Raw genomic sequence first — 18,781 nt, forward strand, 5'->3', positions numbered from 1 at the left:
TTTTCCTCTCTTTATTTGCTACTACTAAGTCCTGCTAAATATCCAGTTGCCCATGCCCATTGCAAATTATAACCACCGCAATCTCCATCTACATCAAGCACTTCGCCAGTAATGTAGAGGTTAGGTGCTTTAAGAGATGCCATCGTGCTAAGGTCAACCTCATCTATATTAATGCCGCCTGCTGTCACCTGAGCATATTTGTAACCTCTTGTCCCTTCTGTTTCAAATGGAAAACCTTTTAAAACTTTTGCTAAGCGTTCTACTTCTTCAAATTCTAAGGTGTCACATGTTCTATGAATACCGCTTATTTCAGCACACTTTAAAACAGGTACAATGACGCGTTTGTGTAAAAAGCCCATAAGCAATAATTCGATTGTGCGATTTGGTTTTGCCCCAATACGCTCATAAATCATCGCTACTACTTCATCATAACTTTGTTCTGGCACTAAGTCTAGTGTTACCATAGCTTTTTTCTTTTCTAAATGTGCTCTTGAAATATTACGACTAATTTGGAAAATAGCTGGTCCTGATAGCCCATCTTCTGTAAATAAGACTTCACCATATTCCTGACGTTCACATTTTCCCGCTACATAAGCACTTGCAATAGCCTTTACTTTCGTTCCCTTCATCATCTTACAATAAGGTGATGACGATAGCGCATGTACTAAAATCGGGTAGGTTGGTGTCATAGTATGTCCTAACTTCTTTAGTAACTCATAACCTAACCCATCACATCCAAGGGCTGTATTTGCAAGTCCACCTGTAGCTACTATTATATTCTCCGCTTCATAGCATCCACCATCTTCTGCAAGAACTTGCCATATTCCCTTCTTATGTTTAAGACTAACTACCTTGACTTCTGTTAAAATATCTACAGCTAACTCCTCAAGTTCCATACGAAGTACATCTAAGATACTATTGGCCTGTTCAGAACGTGGATATACCTTTGTCCCCTCAACCAGCGGTTCGATCCCTAATTCTTTAAAAAACACCTCTGTCTTTTCATAATCAAACTGTGCAATTGGCCCAAATATTTCTTTTTGGCTTCTACTATAATAGTTTGCTGGTTTTAAGTTTGTATTACTCACATTACATCGTCCATTGCCTGTGACTAATATTTTCTTGCCTATACGATTTAATCTTTCTAGTATGCACACACTTTTTCCTGCTCTTGCTGCTGTAATAGCTGCCATCATCCCTGAAGCGCCACCACCTATAATAATAATCTCTTTCATTGTTCATCCTTTCCTAAACAGACAATAAGGCCACCTATTGGTAGCCCTAGTCTTATTTATTTGCTTCTACATATGCTTCTAATATTTTATCTAATTCATTAGGATTTCGAAGTAGTGCTTCTCGCTTATCTTCTGGAACCTTAATTTTACCTTGTACCAACATACTATACGTTTCTGCTGAGCATCTATCTGCAGCTGAAATACCTAAATCAACAAAACTTTCTGTATTACCACCTTCTATAATACATATAGAGCCTTCACTATTGATTCCTAAGGTATACGTTGCCCCATCATTACCTTCAAAGCTCTTAACCTCTTTTTGTAATGTTACTTCTTTTTCATTAAACTTAAGTACCTCATAGCCTCCGAAGCGTTTTCTAATATTTTGTTCATCCATGCCTAAAAGTGTAGTTGCTGGAATAATCACCTTCTCTACTACCTTGTGACTTTCATCTACAGTCTGTACTGTAATCTTTGTATAAATCTCGATGCGAGGCACCTCTTCTTTTACTTCCACTAAAGTATTAGTACTTTGTTCATTCTTTGTTACTGCTGTACCTGCCTCGGGTTTTGGCATTTGTAAACTAATAATCAAGTACGCTCCTATGAAAAAAAGAAGAAATGCAACGACACCAATTAGTAAACTTAAGTAATATTGTTTTCTCTTTAACATTGCATTCCACATCCTTTGTATAATTTAAACTTATTGAGATTATGTGTAAAATCTCAATTTTTATACACTGAATGTGAAATTTTTTAGAATTTTTTATAAATTTATTTTTTATCTAGTAAACGAATAATTTTACTTCCCCCTGGAAGCATCATTAAATCTGACTTTGTAATTGTTTTCGTTACAATACCAACTAGGAAATAAATAATAGCAGCTACCGGCATGATAATAATAATTGCCAGTTTATCACTTAAACCTATCATTGTAATTCCTATATATATCGGATATGAAATAGCTCCCATAAGTGCTGCACTAATTGCAGGTCTTACAATGAGCTTATTCCAGTTAAGCTTCATTTTTAATGCCTTACATAAATATACAATATTTAAGACTGCATAAATGAGGTAACAGATTGTTGTGCTATGAATAAAACCAAAAATATTTAATGCTGGTATCTGTAAGAAGATTATGTTAATAATCACCTTAATACCACAAGCGATAATTGCATTAATTGTAGGAATACGTTGCATTGTCATCCCTTGTAGTATACCTGCACTAAGCTGAGCAAGTGCAATCACTAAAATCCCAATTGCACCTTGCATTAAAACTTCCGAACCTGCTGTATCACCATGCAGTAATAAGAAAATTGGTTTGGCATATAAGATAAAACCAACTGCACAAGGCGTTGCTAAAAGCATTCCAACTTTTAAAATAAGCTTTGTCTTTTTGCGAATTTCCTTAAAATCACCTACAGAAGATGCTGCGGCAATAGCTGGCACCGCCGCAAGTCCAAGCTGCATAACAAGGCTAGCTGGAATATTCATAAAGGTACCATATTGATAACTCATTTGGCCACTTAGCTCACTAACAACTTGCTGTGTTTCCATCATCGCAGCCCCGGCAACAGGTACAAGTGACAATGCATTTTGACTTCGAAGTATATCTACTGCTTTGGGTAAGTATTTAGAAATCATTGATTGATCAATAAAAGTCATAATTGAAAAAATAGATGTACTAATAATAACAGGAATCATCATTCCTAAAATTTGCTTTAAGATTATTCCTGTTGATTCATAAGTATACTCTACACTTTGTGCAATATCTTTCTTAATGCTTGGACGTTTTTTCTTATACATAAGCATGAGCACGATAAAACCTGCAATTGCTCCTGCTCCTGTTCCAAGTGCACTACCTGTTGCACCATATACTAATGAAGTTTTAACCAGTATAGATGCTAATAGTACGCTAAAAATAACATTAACAATTTGTTCGATAACTTGTGAAATAGCCGTTGGTGCCATCTCTTCATTACCTTGAAAATATCCTCTCATAACAGCTAAAGTAGTCGCAATCATAACCGTTGGTGCCAGTGCACGAATCGGTAAGACTACACCTGGTTGTGATGGGAAGAAGTTTGTTTGAATCCACTCTGCTCCAAACCACATCCCCAGTGCTAAAATAAATGCACCAGCTAAACAGTATATCAATGCGATGTGAAAAACACGCTGTGCTTCCCGGTGCGCTCCTGCAGCCTTACGCTCAGCAATGAGCTTTGATAAAGCTCCTGGAATAGCGATTGCCGTTAGTGTTAAAATCATGGCATACACAGTATACGCAACACCATAAAGAGAGTTACCATCATCTCCTAAAATGTTACGAATCGGAATACGATAAAGCATCCCAATAATACGACTTACAAGTACACCAATACTTAAAATCATTGCGCCTTTCATAAGACCCTGTTTGTTATTTGTACTTTCCATATCATTCCTCTATTTTTCTATCATATTATATTTACACTAAAAGATATTTTATCATATTTTCCTAGCTAGTACACCCTTTTTACCAACTTATTTTCACATTCTACCTTGCCTCACCTCTCTCTATTGTACACAAAAATATAGGCGTAGTTCTCACATACCTATCCGCCCTACGCCCGTTTTTCTCTTCCCCTTCTTCACTTTCACACTTTGCACTTCACCCTTTACGTGCCTAACGTTTCTCTCCTTTTGGAAATTCTGGTAGCAAGTATGCAATTGGCTCTCTCTTTAAAATCATCTCATAACGTGTGCCAATTTCCGGATACTGCTTATTGAATATTACAAACTTTTCAATGGTTTTAAGACTCTCATAAGATAAGTACTGCTGCATGGCTTCTTTTTCAGTTTCTTTATTTTGCTCAATATGCAAGATATCTAAAAATTCATCGATAAGCTTATTTCTAGCAATCAAATATTCTGCAACCTGCTTACCTTGTTCTGTGAGACGAAGGGGCTGATAAGCAGAGTAGGTAATATATTTCTGATAATGGAGACGCTGCAACGCTTGCACAGCTTTTTGCAATGATTGATTCATTTCCCTTGCAATCTCAGTACTCTTTAATTCTTTATCTACTTGCACCTTTTCATAAATGCACAGTAAATACTTTTCTAGACTGGCGGACAACATGCGCATTTCCCCTTTTAAAATGGTTATAATAAATATATGCCAGTTTTACCCAATCCATGAGTATAATTTACATTTTCATCATTTATCAATTGACACACCTCGCGTTGCATATTAAAATTGTGAAGAGGTTATCTTAACATAAAGGAGGTGAAATAATGTCCAACATCGTACTTATTAGTGACAGCGCTTGTGATTTACCAGAAGCTCTTGTTTCTCAATATAACGTGGAGATTATTCCCTATTACGTTTCTTTTGATCAAGAAACATATTATCGTGAAATTACAGAGTTGCCACTCGCAGACTTTTATAAAAGGCTAAGATCAGAAAAGATTTTCCCTAAAACATCACTGCCTTCAATCAATGATTATATGGAACGTTTTACACCACACGTAGAAGCTGGAAAAAGCATCATTTGCGTTTGCTTATCTAGCCACTTTAGCGGTTCTTATAATGCCGCTGTTAACGCACGCGAACTTATTTTAGAAAATTATCCTAATGCAAAAATCGAAATTATAAATTCTTTAAATGCTACTGCTGGTGAAGGTTCACTCGTTCTAGAAATTGCTCGTATGATTGAAGCAGGTCTTGACTTTGATAAAATTTTAGAAGTATCCTATAAACTTCGCGAGCATGCACGAATCTTCTTCTTCGTAGAAACACTTGAATATTTAGAGCATGGTGGTCGTATTGGTAAAGCTTCTGCCCTTCTTGGTACAATGCTTAATGTCAAACCAATTATCTATCTTCAAGATGGCTTACTTTTCCCAGGTGGTAAAGTACGTGGTACAAAAAAGGCTTTTGCTAAAGTTGTAGAACTTACTAAAGAATACGTTGGTTCAAATCCTCAGGATTATAACTATATGATTGCTCAAGCTGACAATATAGAGTATGCTAAAGTAATGCATGATCTTGCAGAATCTGAACTTGGTATTACAATTCAAGCAGACTACAGCTTCATTGGTACAACAATTGGTGTAAATACAGGACCAGACGTTGTAGGAATCTGTGTTATTCCAAAATATGAAACTTATATTTAAAAAGAACTACTTATTGTTGTTTTTAGATTTATAGGATTATTCATTACGTATTTTATATAGATTAAAGAGGTGATCATCATTTATGACCACCTCTTTTATTTTATCTTATTGCTATACTATGTACCTTTCTCGTTTTAATCATTTTTAATTCCCTTAATTTCAATATTAGGTATTTTGAAACCATAATAAACTGCTAAAAACCCTAATATTTCTGTAGCAGTAAACGGTGGAAACAACTTCACACCTGTATGATTAAAAGTTATGCCATCTAAGGCAAGTGCCACTTGTGCAAGAATCAGTACAATATACTGAACACGAAGCTGTACATTCTTATAGCGCACAAACCCGATGATACATAATATAATTATGATTGTAACAAAACTTCCTTGTACAATGCTTAAATATAGCGGAAATGGTTTTATAAGTTCTAGCTGATAGCCATAACTGCTACCTTGTACAATCTGTGTTGGCTGTCTTACAATTAAATAAATATAAAACAAAATCCAAGGTAAAAAACATAGTACATAATAAGGATATTTTATCTTCTGTCTATACATTGGTGTAATATACCATACTACAGAAGCTGTAGGTATTGTAAGTCCTATACTTGTAGCGAAATAAAAATACCTTAATTTCATCAAGGCTTCTAGTTCCAAATGGTCACCATAGGCTATAAGGGTACCATATCTCAAAATAGAAAATAAAAACAAAATCGTACATATCTTTTTTAAGATAGGGTATCTATTATTGGATATAGCACTTACATTTAAAAACAGTACATAAATAGCTAAAAGACAAAGTGAGATTAACAAAAAATAGCCAGCTCCCATATGCTTCCCTCCATAAAAATAGTCTTATTTTATTTTATGGATAAGCTCTATCTTTTAGAACAAATTATAAAAACAGGTGCTAGAAATCAGCTTCTAACACCTGTTTTTATATCTACTCTACACGTTTTTTATTTAATTCATTGAGGTAACTTACTGCTTGAAGAACAGCCACATTACCTTCTCCTACAGCCTTTGCCACTTGATATGGTTTACCTGTGCAATCTCCTGCTGCAAATACACCTGGGAGATTCGTCTCCATGAAACGATTCACCTTAACAGCCTTTCCATCTAATTCAAGACTTTGTAAAAGCTTAGTCGTAGGAATACTTTCTTTAATAATAAATACCCCACTTACATCATGGCTACTTTCTTCAAGTTCAATACCACCTACAATTTGCTCGCCATAAATACGTTTTGGTTTGCTACGCACAACCTCAATCTTTTCATGAAGATGTTCTATTTCTTTATAAAGTGGCACATAATATACCTTGTCACAGATTTCTGCTAAATAGTTAGCATCTTCTTCTGCATGGGCAGAATCACCTATCACAAGTACTTCTTTTTCACGGTAAAGAGGCCCATCACATGTTGCACAATAACTTACCCCTTTTCCTAGAAATTCATTTTCTCCTTCAAGCACATTACTTTTTGAAAGCCCATTTGCTAAAATAACTGTACGTGCCTCAATAAATTCATTTTCTACATTAAGCATATAATACTCTCCCATTGGGAAAATCTCTATAACTTTTGATTCCTGAATTTCTACCCCCAATTCTTTTGCATGATTTGTAAATTGTTCCATCATTTCATGACCATTTACACCTAACATACCAATATAATTATCAATACGTTCTGCTTTATAAATAAAACTTGTAGAAGGTGGATTTCCAAAAACCTTTACCTTCTTATTACGAATAACGCCTGAAATTGCTGCTGAAAGGCCTGCTGGTCCTGCACCAATAATAGCTATATCTAACATATTAAACCTCCTAGTACTTACTTCGTTGTCTTTTGCTCTTAATAACCATTTGTATCATAATAGAATATTTTTCCTAGTATATTATATTACATTTTACAACTAAAGTGTAAAAAAAGTAATTCTACACCTTTTTTACACTTTAGTTGCAAAGTATTTGACCACTAACAAATTAAAAGGAGATATTACGAAAACTACTTCGTAACATCTCCTCTATACTCTAATCGTCTAAGGCTTATTAAGATAATATTCCCTTACATAACTCACACGCTGTCTTTGTAGCTGCTACACCACCCATCGCTGTTTCTCTAAGCTCCATTGGCATGCTACATCCTACCTTATACATAGCCTCTACCGTTTCATCAAAAGGAATAATATGTGCAAGACCACTTAATGCCATTTCCGCACTAACAAGTGCATTAGAAACACCCATCGCATTTCGTTTTTGACAAGGTGCTTCTACAAGCCCTGCAATAGGATCGCAAACTAAGCCTAATATATTACTCAGCGCCGTTGCGGCTGCATCTAATGAAGCTCTTGGACTTCCTCCCATAAGCTCACATGCCGCTGATGCTGCCATAGCAGATGCCGAACCTATTTCAGCCTGACAACCGCCTTCTGCACCTGATACTGTTGCATTTCGTGTAATGACATAGCCTACTGCACCTGCATTAAATAATGCCATGAGCATTTCCTCTTCACTATAATTAAACTCTTCTTGAAGGGCAATGAGTACACCTGGAATAACTCCTGAAGAACCTGCTGTCGGCGCTGCTACAATAAGTCCCATGGAACTATTTACTTCTAGTGTCCCTACAGCATAACTAATCGCCTTAGTCATCATGTGGCCGCAAGCTGTTTTGCCCGTACCGCTACGTGCATAAATTCGCTTACTTTCTCCACCCAAAAGTCCTCCCATTGATTTAAGGTCTTCTGTAAGTGCACGTTTTACTGCATGCTTCATAATTTCATAAGAATGTCGCATCTTTGCAAGTGCTTCTTCTTTAGTAGTCTTAAAAAGCTGAACTTCTCTCTCTAACATAATCTCAGAAATTTTTTTATTTTCTTTTTCGCATAATGTAAGCAGTTCATCACCATCTATAAAATTCATCATGTCTATTACTCCTATAAGCTAATCATCTTTGCATATTTTATGGCTGTATTTTCTTCAATGCGCTTTAGCACATCTTCACAAATCATCTCATCTGCCTCAATAATGGTAGAGGCTAGTTTCCCTTTATCTTCACGATAAGCACGAAGATAAGCAATATTGATATTATATTCACTCAGACATTTTGTAATATAGGCCATAACACCTGGCATATCTTCATGTACAATGAATAAGGTATAATACTCTCCCGAAAAGAAGACTTCCATACCATTTACTTTATCAATACTAATACTGCCACCGCCTATAGATGAACCCATAATACTCAGACGATTGCCCTTTTTATCCTCCATGATGATTTCCACCGTATTAGGGTGCTTATAATGATGATCCTCCGTTATAATAAACTCATAATTAAGCCCAGTCTCCTTAGCAATCTGAAAAGCTTCTTTAATGCGTTCATCTTCTTGGTCCATGCCCAATATACCGGCAAGTAGCGCCCTATCAGTACCATGTCCTCGATAAGTTTTTGCAAAAGAACCAAAAAGTACAAAGGTTACTTTACAAATTTCACTAGGCCCTAGCTTCTTAGCAACTCTAGCAATTTTTAATGCACCTGCCGTATGTGAGCTAGAAGGCCCTATCATATTGGGTCCTATAATTTCAAATACACTTAATTCTTTCATATTCTGTTAACCTCTTGCTGTCTAATGATTTCTTAAGTGATATTATGCCCATTATGTATCAACTCAACACATCCTTTTATCTTTTTATCATTTCTCAATAAGCACCAACTATATCTAATGCTTTTATTTTTTCTTTCATCTCTAACATTTTATAACGACTAATAGAGAGCTTCTCTCCATTTTCCATTATAAGTGTAATACCACCTATACTCTTGATATAACAAATATTTACTATACATGCTCGATGGATGCTTACAAATTCAGGCTCCTTTAAAATATCCTCTAAATCTTTAAAACGTACAATCTTTGTTTTAAAAACACCATTAATCGTGTGTAAATAAACATGTCTGTCACTATAAGAAAAATACATAATTTCTTTTGCACTGACACTTACACGTCCTACTGTTGTACGAAAACTATAAGTACTATTTTCATCGCTAAAATTTAACATTTCCATCACCCCAATAATATTTTATAAAGCTTTAAAATGAATTACAATATGCGATTATGCGCTTATTTTTTACTTACCCTCTTAAAAGATAAAAAAAAAATGATTTCGTGTAATATTTTGACTCAATCCATGAAATTCTTGCTATTTTATCCTATTTCTCTTCTTAAATATGCTACAATGTTAAGGATACTATTTTAACTTTTTTCACTTAAAAGGAGGTTTTCATATGGAAAATCAAAAACATTTTTACATGAAGCTTGCTGAAAATGTTATTGCCCAAATGGCTAAACGTAATATTGAAGGCTATTATGTGAATACAAAAGAAGAAGCAACAATGAAGGCTCTCTCCTTCCTTAAAGAAGGTATGACAATTACTTGGGGTGGTTCAATGACCCTTAGCCAAATTGGTTTACTAGATGCTCTTGAAAAAAAAGGCTGTTACAATTTATTAGACCGTAGTAAAGTTTCATCAAATGAAATACCTGAAATATACCGCCAAGCTTTTTCGGCTGATACATATCTTATGAGTAGCAATGCCATTACACATTCAGGTGAATTAGTGAATATTGATGGTACAGGTAATCGCGTTGCCGCACTTATTTATGGCCCTAAACAAGTTATTATTATTGCAGGTATGAATAAAATAGTAACAGATGAAGCTGCTGCTCTTGATCGCATTCATAATGTTACTGCACCAATTAATGCCATTAGACTTAATAAAAAGACCCCTTGTGCACTAACTGGTAAATGTCATAATTGCCTTTCTCCTGATTGTATCTGTATGCAAACAGTTGTCACAAGAAATAGCCGTGACAAAGGCCGCATAAAAGTTATCTTAGTTGGAGAATCTTTAGGCTATTAATAATCTGACTATTTTTTTATTTTAAAAATAGGTAGGTAAATGTTGACAAAATATACGGCACATGATATCCTATAAAAGCGTTCAATAGTAATAAACAGAACGCTTTGCTCTCGTGGCTCAGTAGGTAGAGCGTCGCCTTGGTAAGGCGGAGGTCGGCGGTTCAAGTCCGCTCGGGAGCTTACAAAAGACTTACGCTTAGCATAAGTCTTTTTTTGTTTATAAGTAATTGTGAATTTCTCTCCATTTTACGGACTGTACTTTATACATAATCATTATTCTTCTCTCCTTTTTTCTTAGTTCAATTTAAGTTGCCCTGACATCTGTTTTTTCTCTGTTTCTACTAGAGCTACATACTTCTTCAAAGTGTTTCTACTTATGTTATGCTTCTGCATTAAATCAACTTATTTGATACTTCTATTACTTAAATACTTTTCAATGTCAGCTTTTAATTCATCATTCATTTTATCTAATTGACCAGGCTTTCTACTACTCTATATATCAATATATTTTAACGAATATTTAGCTTTATTGATTTCAAAATAAAAAAGGTATTATAGCAGTTCCCCTGTACAATACCTCTTATCCTTATGCTTCTATTATAATTGGAAATAAGTTTTCTTCTTCAATGTTAGTTTCTTTAACAAAGAGTAGGTTATCCCCTATCTCTTCTACAATTTTGCCAATGCCTTTATACTCTATTTTATTATTTAATTTCACCTTATTAAATTTATAAAGTGCTTTAAATCCTGCAACGATTTCATCTAAAGCAACATCTTGTTCCTTTATAATATCTATCATTTCTAACTCATCTTCGTTCAAGCGTGCAATAATATATGTATCATTTTGTTCAAAGTAATATAAATTACCTTCTTCCTTTGTCATATAATCAAAGCATCTTCTTGCAAAATCATTCTTACTTTGTATTTCATCGCCAAGGATCCTATAACTAGTCATGCAACCCATTATTGTTGCAGCTATTTCATCCTTTGAAATGATCTCAGGTGCTATCCCTTCTTGAATACCTTCCGTTTGAATATAATGTTTAACTTCCTCAATATGCTTAAAGCCAAATCTAGGATAAAAAGGTATCACTGCTTCATCTGCACTTAAGTAAATAAGATCTACCTTATCTTTATACTCTTCACTAATCTGATAAATGAGCCTTTCAATTAAATGTTTGTAATGGTACTGAGGGTGTAATATTATATGTTCTAGCCTAATTGCAGACTTTAACTGCCCTTTATATAAAACATCTTGTTTATAAACTGATACATTTGCTATAATCTGTGTACCATCTGTAAAAGAATACGGAATATACTGTTCTTGCCAATATCCCTGTGCATACCATGTCTCTAATGAAACACCTCGGTTTAATTGCAATAAGGAATTTAAACTACTACGATTTTTCTCATCATCTTTGTAATTCTTAAGAAAGGTAACACGCTCCATATCTTTCCCTCCATTTATTTGTTTACTTTTTATATATTATACAATAAAATTATTTGCAATACTCTATTTTTAATAATATTGTTATTTTAAATATATTTAAACAATTTTAAAATTGTGAACAATTAACATAAAGAAAGGTCTATAAAAAACATTTTTGTGTGTTTTTTATAGACCTTTTTCTCTAGTTGCGTATCGCCACTAAAAGTTTTTCAATCCAACCCTTTTTATATTTTAATGAAATATAACCAATACAGCTCATCGCAAGCGCACCTACAATATCTACAATTAAATCCTTCATTGTATCGACTAGTGCTGCTCTTCCTACTAAGTCAGCACCACCTTCTAAAGCAAACTTCTGCATATTAAGACCTAGTAAGCCATCAAATGTAAATTCATAAATTTCCCACAGCACACCCATCGTTGTTGCAAAACAAAAGGCACAAAGTGCTACAAACATTGGACTTAACTGAACAGGTATTTTCTCTTCATTATTTAATAGACTTACAAAAGAAAACCCTAATGCCCCTAGCATTGCACCGCTAAAGGTATGTAATATTGTATCCCAATGTGGTACAACATAATAAAAGCTTTTTACCTCACCTAAATATATCGCACCATATAAAAACAGTGTATATAAAAGTAACATATTCGTTGGAATTTGTAATTTAAATTTCTTTGTTAATACCCCTGGCATAATCATAGCAATGACACCTAATATACATTGTACAAGCATAAGAACATATTCACTTTTAGGACGACCAAATACCCCTTCTGTTGCATCTCCTAATACTGGTGCTAATACAATCCCTATAATTAAAAAGATTGCTGAACCTACTAACGATATCATTACAAATAAACTAATCCACTTTTGCCAATTTATTTTCCTCATGCACTACTCCTTCATCACTTATTAAATTCTGTTAAGACCTGTCCTTATACTTTATCATCTTTCTTATTTATCCTTCAAGTTATTTTTTAATTTATGTAATGCCATAATTTAACAGGTCTAAAAAACATAAAACTATGCAAACGTCTTGAAACCTTGCATAGTTTTGTGTAATCTTCTAGATTAAACTTACCGCTTTATCTAATACTTTAGCAATATCATCATTAATAACAAGGTCTGCCTTGGCATCTGCTGAAGTTTCACTTTTATTAATAAGCACTAGATTTTTACCCGTAAAGTACTGAATCAGCCCTGCCGCCGGATAGACAACTAAAGAGGTTCCGCCTATGATAAGGGTATCAGCTTGACGAATGGCATGTATCGCTCCTGAAATCACTTCATCATCTAAGCCTTCCTCATAAAGTACCACATCAGGTTTTATAACACCGCCGCACTTTTCACATTTTGGCACACCATCAGCTGCTAATATATACTGTGCATCATAAAAAGCATTACAATCCATGCAGTAATTTCTAAGTACCGAGCCATGCAATTCATAAACCACCTTTGAACCAGCTGCTTGATGTAAACCATCAATATTTTGTGTCACAACAGCTTTAAGTTTCCCCATCTCTTCTAATCTTGCAAGTGCTTTATGACAAGCATTAGGCTTTGCATCTGGGTAAACAAGGTGTTTCTTATAGAAATCAAAAAATTCTTCTTTGTAACGTACAAAAAATGTATGAGAAACAGCTTGCTCTGGTGTAAAATTACGATTAAGTTTTTGGCTATATAAACCATTTGAACTTCTAAAGTCAGGAATATTGGAAGCTGTACTTACACCAGCTCCACCAAAGAATACAATATTTTTGCTATCGCTTAAGATTTTTGCAAGCTGTTCTATCTTTTCATTCATAAAATCATCTCCACATGTTTTTTTATATTATAGCACATTTTATCTTAAATCATTACACTTCCCTTTAACCGCATAGCCCTAGTCTTTTCATTATTTTTGTATTTTAATATTTTGTATAACAGGCCATAATCTGCATCTGAATTCTTCTTCCTTGTCCCCTAAAAAGCAGATCAATTCACTTTCCCAAATATGCATTAATACCTCCTTTTGTTTAATTTCCTGCAAGCATACTTTGAAATGCATCTCATCCTCTACAGTTAGTATCTTTAAGAGCAAAGCTAATTCTAATTCAGATAAACTTCTATATAAAGCCTGGTATTCTCGCCCATATAAACATTCTGATTCTAAGAAATCCACCATATCCTTTAAACTATGAATATGTGTCTTAAAAATCTCCAGCTTATCTGTCACACCTCCTGCACTGCATACGGCTTCGATTACTTCTTTAAAAACATCATCCGCTAGACTTTCTCCATCCTTAAAGTCAATAGTTGCTATATCACGCGCTCTTTTAAATGGCACAAAAATCTTATCCAATGTCTGGTTTACTACTGCTACTTCTATTCTTTTTCCTACAGGTATACAAGCGCATAAAATATACTGCTTTAAAAAGCCATTTATCTTAAAAGTATTAATAATTTCCATTGCCGCACTCTGCAATAAGTTTAAAGGGAATTTTTCATTTTCAAACTGACTTTGAAGAATGCTAATATCCGCCTTACTTAAGCCTAATCCTGTTAAATCTTTGTGTATCAATACCCTTCCTATAGCGTTCACTAAAACCATTTCAAATATATTAATAAGTAATTCTTTCTCATTAGGATCACTGCTTTCTAATAAGTTATTAATATCCTCTATTTTAAAATAGCTACAAAATGCATTCTCATAATAAAGTTTTTTAAGATAGCTATAGACATACGTTATGCCTTCTTCTTTCATCTCATCCATACATAAGGGATAATCAATATCCGCTGCACTCATATGCCCACTAAACTCCGGGTCATAATATGGGTAAAAATCTGTAAAACCCTTGTCAATTGTATCATTATATGCAAAGTTATCTACCTTCAAACGATTTGCTTTGAGTCTTTCAAAATAAACTTTACTTTTCTCTACTTGCCCTTTTATTAGTTCTACCCCTTCTCTAAAAAGTGTTTCTAAAGATTGCTGTTTCAATAAACGAATACCCTCTTCATCTTTTAGGCTTTTGAATTTAAAATCCAAGCCATAAAGTATGGCACGCATAAGTCCTTCTGCCGTTTCTACCTTTACCGAACTACTTTCAAACCTCGTATAACGCTGAATTTGAACTTCCAAAAGTTTCACTAACATAACCTTGATATTTGCAACTTCTGCCATTGAAATAAGCCCCACTCTCAGTGCCTCTTCTATATAAGTTTGAAAATAATTGTTAAATGCTAGTTTGCTACAATCTATCTTGGAAGTTTTGCTTAGACTAGTATTCATTTAAATCATCTCCTAAATAAAGTTTGTCTCTCTCATCAAGCTGCGTATAGTCTTCATGACCATAACGAATATTCCTTGTAAGCTGTTCAAGTGCACTCTGCTGCAGGAGCTCTATATCTCCACCGCAATATTCATCAAAATACTGCCTCATCAATTTTAGTAGTTCTTCATCACTTAAAGTATCTAATGCCTCATTCTTAAAGTAATAAAAAGTCTCTACTAGCTCCTCAATCGTACTTTCATAATTTTGTGCCTCTAAATAAGGGCTATCACAAAATATTTCAATAAGTTTTGGAATAATCCCCCCACCAATTTCTATACGGCCATAACTTAGAAGCGCTTCTTTACGTCTTTCTAAAATTTGTCCTACATCTTCTTGGGTTAGGATTAAACCATACTTTTTAGTTTCTTTATTACATGCCATAATTTCAGAACTTGCTATTTGTGAAATAAGTGCCTGTGGTAAAAAATCTTTCATTGAAAGGCCTCCTTAAATTATACCTTGACAAATCATTATTTTTGTGTTATAATAATATTATATAGGTATTTTTAATATGGTTTTTATAAAACATTATAGCATAGTTCGAAGTATGTTTTCAATAAAAAAAAGAGGATTGCCACAGCAATCCTCTTTTTTTATCTCTCTATTTCAACTTTGCTTACTTTTCTAAGACGCCCTTTAATTGGGGTATTCTGAAGCTGCTTATATACACTTTCACCTTTATTGTTTAAAATTTCTACAAAAGTAGAGATATCTTGAATATTGATAATACCAATATCTGCTGCACTCATCCCTTTTAAGTTGCAAAGTGTACCTACAATATCTACAGGTCGCATCTTCGTCTTTTTCCCTGCATTAATATGCAGTTTCATAATTTCTTGGCTTAACTTCTCGCCCTTTGAAGCTACCTTCTCCATAGGGATACCCATCTTTGTTTCAAAGGCTTCTTGATGATTTATAACTTCTTCTGGCCTTGGTCTTTGGCATACTGGTATGGCATGATGAATATAAGCTTCTATTTCCTTTAAGAAATAATTTTCTCTCTCAGAAACTAAAAGCATAGATTTCCCACTACGACCACCACGTCCTGTTCTGCCAATACGATGCACATAGTTTTCCTTATTCTCAGGAACATCAACATTAATAACATGGGTAACATGGTCAATATCAATTCCCCTTGCTGCCACATCTGTGGCTACTAAATAGCGAAAATATCCTTTTCTGAAATCTGCCATGACGGCAAATCGTTCCTTTTGTTCCATGCCGCCATGTATTCTTCTCACAGGATAATCATTTGCCTTAAGCGTTTCATACACTCTATCTACCTGATCTTTTGTATTTGCAAAAATCATGCAACTCTCTGGTTGTTCAACAACGGTTAAATCCATAAGTGTTTGCATTTTTTCTTCTTCTTCTACTTTGTAGCAAGCTTCCCATACTTTATCCGCTGTCAGTTTTTGACTTTCTATTTCTATAAGCTGTGGATCTTTCATGTAGTTTTCACACAGTTTTTCAATATGTGGTGCAATGGTGGCTGAAAATAATAATGTTTGTCTATCATCTGGCAAATATTTCAAAATACTTTCCACTTGATCAATGAATCCCATACGTAACATTTCATCTGCTTCATCAATTACCAAGTACTTCACACTAGAAACATCCAAACTTCCTCTTTCTAAATGATCTACAATACGCCCCGGCGTTCCTACAACAATATGCGTCTTTTGCTTTAATGCTTTTTGCTGTACATGAAAAGGTGCTTTTCCATAAAGAGATACAATCTTCATGCGTTCAAAGCGGCCTATATTGAAAAAGTCCTCACTTACTTGCATCGCAAGCTCTCTTGTAGGGGTAAGTATAAGTGCCTGAACAGGATTTTCGTCCCACTTTATTTTTTCACAAATAGGAATAGCAAAGGCTGCCGTTTTTCCACTTCCAGTCTGAGACTTCACAATCACATCTTTTCCTTCTAATACCTTTGGCAAAACAGCTTCCTGTACCTTTGTAGGACTTGTGTAGCCTAAAAGATCTATAGCCTTTAAAAGTCCTTCTTTTAAATTATACGCTTTAAAATTCATATTTTTCTTCTTTCTCAATCATTTTGATTAGGTTATCTTAAATTAACTAAATTGCTCTATCATATGTTTCATTAAATAAGTTAGCTCACCACCGTCTATAACGGCTTCTGCCCATGAATGAGATTTGTTGCCACCATCCATATAAACCACTTCATCAAAAACAATGGTTGCATCACATTTTCTAACAAGCATGCCATAGATAACATTTTCTCCAAGTTCAAGTTCGCCTAAATCCATTTCATCTACAGGTACACTTTGGCCATCTAGTATATTAAGGCGTCCTTCATAAGCCACTGCAAAGGAAATAAAAAGTCCATTTGCTTCATCACTTTCTAAATAATGATGTATACGGCGCAGCATGCGCTCTGTCCCTTCATTACATTCTAGAATATCATAACGATTCATATAATGTCTATCGTCATCCTCGTCTTCAAAAGTAAAGATAAATGCAGCATCTTCACTATCTGCAAGCCTGATAATCCCATCTAAATCATAAGTATCTTCATCAAAGGCTAATGACTGAATTTCACCTTGTGTGTTTTCATTTTTGTTCATCTTTATGTCCTCCAACTTACTTAAACGTTTTCCTTCTATATTATACCCTTTCTTTACATAAAAGCTACATTTCCTACAACTTATCGTTCGTTTTTCTTAAAATATAGCAGATGCATGGAAAATTATTCTAATGCCATAAATAACAGCAAATAAACTACCTATAATATACCAAAAGTAACAATTCACCTTCTTTGAAAGCATATCACCAAATATAATCATTCCGCCCATAAATGGTATAAGGAAATATAATGGATGATAATAACACGCGCTCTCAAAGTCTCCTACCATAGCACTTTGCAAGGCTCTAGTCATTCCACAGCCAGCACACGGTATATGTAGAAAATATTTAAACGGGCAACCTATGGGAAATATTTTTTGAAAACTTATATAAAGCAATATACCGCCTATAATAAGTCCCACCTTTTTTAATCTTCTTTTACTAGTATACATTTCAACAAATCTCCCAATAAATCAATCATCTTCAGTATCTTTAAGCGTGACTCTATCTTAGCATTTCCCCTTAAGAGCGTCAACTAAAGGAATACGGTAAAAATAAGACTGGTAGACACTTAGTTTTATTTTAAAGTTGTTTTAATAAATTGGCTATTTCAATAGCACTTACTGCGCCATCATAGCCCTTATTCCCGGCTTTAGTACCTGCTCTTTCAATAGCCTGCTCAATATTTTCTGTGGTTAAAATACTAAAAATCACTGGTTTTCCTGTTTCTAACGAAGCAGCCGCAATACCTTTAGATGCCTCACTACATACATAATCAAAATGAGGTGTTGCCCCGCGAATCACTGCGCCTAGGCAAATCACTGCATCATACTTTTCATTTTGTGCCATTTTCTTTGCTACAAGTGGAATTTCAAATGCACCTGGTACCCATACTAAATCAATATCCTCTTCTTGTACCCCATGTCTTGTAAGTCCATCTAACGCCCCACCCACAAGCTTTCCTACAATAAATTCATTGAACCTTGCTGCTATAATCCCTATTTTTAAACCTTGTGCAACTAAATTTCCTTCTATCTTATTCATTTTAAATCCTCCTTTTATTTTATAAGCACTTAGGCGTTTGCGAAACGCCGTAACCCGTATAAATACGGGATATTTTTTTGTGTA

20 protein-coding genes and 1 tRNA gene are annotated in these 18,781 nt (G+C 34.5%); 3 read left to right on the plus strand and 18 right to left on the minus strand.

Features of this window, described 5'->3' with window-relative positions; translation table 11 throughout:
* Window positions 1-11: 11 nt before the first annotated feature.
* From AC1VAQ_RS03210 to AC1VAQ_RS03225, 4 genes are all read right to left on the minus strand, one after another.
* Window positions 12-1,235 (minus strand): BaiN/RdsA family NAD(P)/FAD-dependent oxidoreductase, encoded by a 1,224-nt coding sequence (locus AC1VAQ_RS03210; RefSeq protein ID WP_302595102.1) that lies wholly within the window; start codon window positions 1,233-1,235, stop codon window positions 12-14.
* A 52-nt stretch (window positions 1,236-1,287) separates the two neighbouring features.
* Window positions 1,288-1,908, minus strand: coding sequence for a hypothetical protein (locus AC1VAQ_RS03215; protein ID WP_479903451.1), 621 nt, complete (start codon window positions 1,906-1,908; stop codon window positions 1,288-1,290).
* Window positions 1,909-2,009: 101 nt separating this feature from the next.
* Window positions 2,010-3,668: a putative polysaccharide biosynthesis protein gene (locus AC1VAQ_RS03220; protein ID WP_302595099.1), complete on the minus strand. Its 1,659-nt coding sequence runs from the start codon at window positions 3,666-3,668 to the stop codon at window positions 2,010-2,012.
* A 229-nt stretch (window positions 3,669-3,897) separates the two neighbouring features.
* On the minus strand, window positions 3,898-4,353 hold the full coding sequence (locus AC1VAQ_RS03225; protein WP_302595096.1) for a metal-dependent transcriptional regulator: 456 nt from the start codon (window positions 4,351-4,353) through the stop codon (window positions 3,898-3,900).
* A 155-nt stretch (window positions 4,354-4,508) separates the two neighbouring features.
* Here AC1VAQ_RS03225 and AC1VAQ_RS03230 point away from each other — a divergent pair, with 155 nt between their 5' ends.
* Complete coding sequence (locus AC1VAQ_RS03230; protein WP_302595094.1) at window positions 4,509-5,390, plus strand: DegV family protein; 882 nt, start codon at window positions 4,509-4,511, stop codon at window positions 5,388-5,390.
* 134 nt (window positions 5,391-5,524) lie between these two features.
* On the opposite strand, the gene AC1VAQ_RS03235 is transcribed toward AC1VAQ_RS03230, so the two are convergent.
* The 5 genes from AC1VAQ_RS03235 to AC1VAQ_RS03255 form a co-directional block, all read right to left on the minus strand.
* Window positions 5,525-6,220 (minus strand): hypothetical protein, encoded by a 696-nt coding sequence (locus AC1VAQ_RS03235; RefSeq protein ID WP_302595091.1) that lies wholly within the window; start codon window positions 6,218-6,220, stop codon window positions 5,525-5,527.
* A gap of 112 nt (window positions 6,221-6,332) precedes the next feature.
* Complete coding sequence (locus tag AC1VAQ_RS03240; protein WP_302595089.1) at window positions 6,333-7,199, minus strand: NAD(P)/FAD-dependent oxidoreductase; 867 nt, start codon at window positions 7,197-7,199, stop codon at window positions 6,333-6,335.
* 235 nt (window positions 7,200-7,434) lie between these two features.
* A complete protein-coding gene (sdaAA, locus tag AC1VAQ_RS03245; RefSeq protein WP_302595367.1) occupies window positions 7,435-8,307 on the minus strand; it encodes an L-serine ammonia-lyase, iron-sulfur-dependent, subunit alpha in 873 nt (290 codons plus the stop codon).
* A gap of 14 nt (window positions 8,308-8,321) precedes the next feature.
* Window positions 8,322-8,990 carry an L-serine ammonia-lyase, iron-sulfur-dependent subunit beta gene (sdaAB, locus tag AC1VAQ_RS03250; RefSeq protein WP_302595087.1) on the minus strand — a complete coding sequence of 223 codons (669 nt, stop codon included), beginning with the start codon at window positions 8,988-8,990 and terminating at the stop codon, window positions 8,322-8,324.
* 94 nt (window positions 8,991-9,084) lie between these two features.
* Window positions 9,085-9,441 (minus strand): LytTR family DNA-binding domain-containing protein, encoded by a 357-nt coding sequence (locus AC1VAQ_RS03255; RefSeq protein WP_302595085.1) that lies wholly within the window; start codon window positions 9,439-9,441, stop codon window positions 9,085-9,087.
* A 226-nt stretch (window positions 9,442-9,667) separates the two neighbouring features.
* Between AC1VAQ_RS03255 and AC1VAQ_RS03260 the strand changes: the two genes are divergently transcribed.
* Complete coding sequence (locus AC1VAQ_RS03260; protein ID WP_302595084.1) at window positions 9,668-10,303, plus strand: lactate utilization protein; 636 nt, start codon at window positions 9,668-9,670, stop codon at window positions 10,301-10,303.
* Window positions 10,304-10,409: 106 nt separating this feature from the next.
* Window positions 10,410-10,482, plus strand: a tRNA-Thr gene (locus tag AC1VAQ_RS03265).
* A 406-nt stretch (window positions 10,483-10,888) separates the two neighbouring features.
* Here AC1VAQ_RS03265 and AC1VAQ_RS03270 read toward each other — a convergent pair.
* From AC1VAQ_RS03270 to ribH, 9 genes are all read right to left on the minus strand, one after another.
* On the minus strand, window positions 10,889-11,752 hold the full coding sequence (locus AC1VAQ_RS03270) for a GNAT family N-acetyltransferase (protein WP_302598691.1): 864 nt from the start codon (window positions 11,750-11,752) through the stop codon (window positions 10,889-10,891).
* Between the two features lie 181 nt (window positions 11,753-11,933).
* Window positions 11,934-12,641, minus strand: a complete 708-nt coding sequence (locus AC1VAQ_RS03275) for a DUF2238 domain-containing protein (protein WP_302598690.1) — start codon at window positions 12,639-12,641, stop codon at window positions 11,934-11,936.
* Window positions 12,642-12,816: 175 nt separating this feature from the next.
* Entirely contained in the window at window positions 12,817-13,554 is a 738-nt protein-coding gene (locus AC1VAQ_RS03280; protein ID WP_302598689.1) for an NAD-dependent protein deacylase, read from the minus strand.
* Between the two features lie 90 nt (window positions 13,555-13,644).
* The gene (locus AC1VAQ_RS03285; RefSeq protein WP_479903452.1) at window positions 13,645-15,021 is read right to left on the minus strand and encodes a DUF6179 domain-containing protein; all 1,377 of its coding nucleotides are present in this window, start codon (window positions 15,019-15,021) and stop codon (window positions 13,645-13,647) included.
* Entirely contained in the window at window positions 15,011-15,499 is a 489-nt protein-coding gene (locus tag AC1VAQ_RS03290; RefSeq protein WP_302598686.1) for a DUF6323 family protein, read from the minus strand. The genes AC1VAQ_RS03285 and AC1VAQ_RS03290 overlap by 11 nt, the downstream gene beginning before the upstream one ends.
* A gap of 158 nt (window positions 15,500-15,657) precedes the next feature.
* Window positions 15,658-17,100, minus strand: a complete 1,443-nt coding sequence (locus AC1VAQ_RS03295; RefSeq protein ID WP_303244342.1) for a DEAD/DEAH box helicase — start codon at window positions 17,098-17,100, stop codon at window positions 15,658-15,660.
* Between the two features lie 42 nt (window positions 17,101-17,142).
* Complete coding sequence (locus tag AC1VAQ_RS03300; RefSeq protein WP_302598683.1) at window positions 17,143-17,655, minus strand: hypothetical protein; 513 nt, start codon at window positions 17,653-17,655, stop codon at window positions 17,143-17,145.
* A 96-nt stretch (window positions 17,656-17,751) separates the two neighbouring features.
* On the minus strand, window positions 17,752-18,105 hold the full coding sequence (locus tag AC1VAQ_RS03305) for a DUF2752 domain-containing protein (protein WP_302598681.1): 354 nt from the start codon (window positions 18,103-18,105) through the stop codon (window positions 17,752-17,754).
* Window positions 18,106-18,235: 130 nt separating this feature from the next.
* Window positions 18,236-18,697, minus strand: coding sequence for a 6,7-dimethyl-8-ribityllumazine synthase (ribH, locus tag AC1VAQ_RS03310; RefSeq protein ID WP_479903453.1), 462 nt, complete (start codon window positions 18,695-18,697; stop codon window positions 18,236-18,238).
* Window positions 18,698-18,781 lie beyond the last annotated feature (84 nt).

The organism is Cellulosilyticum sp., assembly GCF_982396655.1.

Excerpts from the sequence above, each read along its gene's own strand:
- AC1VAQ_RS03295 (WP_303244342.1), bottom strand. The coding sequence starts at position 17,100 with ATGAATTTTAAAGCGTATAATTTAAAAGAAGGACTTTTAAAGGCTATA.
- AC1VAQ_RS03275 (WP_302598690.1), bottom strand. The coding sequence starts at position 12,641 with ATGAGGAAAATAAATTGGCAAAAGTGGATTAGTTTATTTGTAATGATA.
- AC1VAQ_RS03300 (WP_302598683.1), bottom strand. The coding sequence starts at position 17,655 with ATGAACAAAAATGAAAACACACAAGGTGAAATTCAGTCATTAGCCTTT.
- AC1VAQ_RS03280 (WP_302598689.1), bottom strand. The coding sequence starts at position 13,554 with ATGAATGAAAAGATAGAACAGCTTGCAAAAATCTTAAGCGATAGCAAA.
- AC1VAQ_RS03260 (WP_302595084.1), top strand. The coding sequence starts at position 9,668 with ATGGAAAATCAAAAACATTTTTACATGAAGCTTGCTGAAAATGTTATT.
- AC1VAQ_RS03270 (WP_302598691.1), bottom strand. The coding sequence starts at position 11,752 with ATGGAGCGTGTTACCTTTCTTAAGAATTACAAAGATGATGAGAAAAAT.
- AC1VAQ_RS03285 (WP_479903452.1), bottom strand. The coding sequence starts at position 15,021 with ATGAATACTAGTCTAAGCAAAACTTCCAAGATAGATTGTAGCAAACTA.
- AC1VAQ_RS03290 (WP_302598686.1), bottom strand. The coding sequence starts at position 15,499 with ATGAAAGATTTTTTACCACAGGCACTTATTTCACAAATAGCAAGTTCT.
- ribH (WP_479903453.1), bottom strand. The coding sequence starts at position 18,697 with ATGAATAAGATAGAAGGAAATTTAGTTGCACAAGGTTTAAAAATAGGG.
- AC1VAQ_RS03230 (WP_302595094.1), top strand. The coding sequence starts at position 4,509 with ATGTCCAACATCGTACTTATTAGTGACAGCGCTTGTGATTTACCAGAA.
- AC1VAQ_RS03225 (WP_302595096.1), bottom strand. The coding sequence starts at position 4,353 with ATGTTGTCCGCCAGTCTAGAAAAGTATTTACTGTGCATTTATGAAAAG.
- AC1VAQ_RS03255 (WP_302595085.1), bottom strand. The coding sequence starts at position 9,441 with ATGTTAAATTTTAGCGATGAAAATAGTACTTATAGTTTTCGTACAACA.
- AC1VAQ_RS03210 (WP_302595102.1), bottom strand. The coding sequence starts at position 1,235 with ATGAAAGAGATTATTATTATAGGTGGTGGCGCTTCAGGGATGATGGCA.
- AC1VAQ_RS03220 (WP_302595099.1), bottom strand. The coding sequence starts at position 3,668 with ATGGAAAGTACAAATAACAAACAGGGTCTTATGAAAGGCGCAATGATT.
- AC1VAQ_RS03240 (WP_302595089.1), bottom strand. The coding sequence starts at position 7,199 with ATGTTAGATATAGCTATTATTGGTGCAGGACCAGCAGGCCTTTCAGCA.
- AC1VAQ_RS03215 (WP_479903451.1), bottom strand. The coding sequence starts at position 1,908 with ATGTTAAAGAGAAAACAATATTACTTAAGTTTACTAATTGGTGTCGTT.
- AC1VAQ_RS03235 (WP_302595091.1), bottom strand. The coding sequence starts at position 6,220 with ATGGGAGCTGGCTATTTTTTGTTAATCTCACTTTGTCTTTTAGCTATT.
- AC1VAQ_RS03305 (WP_302598681.1), bottom strand. The coding sequence starts at position 18,105 with ATGTATACTAGTAAAAGAAGATTAAAAAAGGTGGGACTTATTATAGGC.
- sdaAB (WP_302595087.1), bottom strand. The coding sequence starts at position 8,990 with ATGAAAGAATTAAGTGTATTTGAAATTATAGGACCCAATATGATAGGG.
- sdaAA (WP_302595367.1), bottom strand. The coding sequence starts at position 8,307 with ATGAATTTTATAGATGGTGATGAACTGCTTACATTATGCGAAAAAGAA.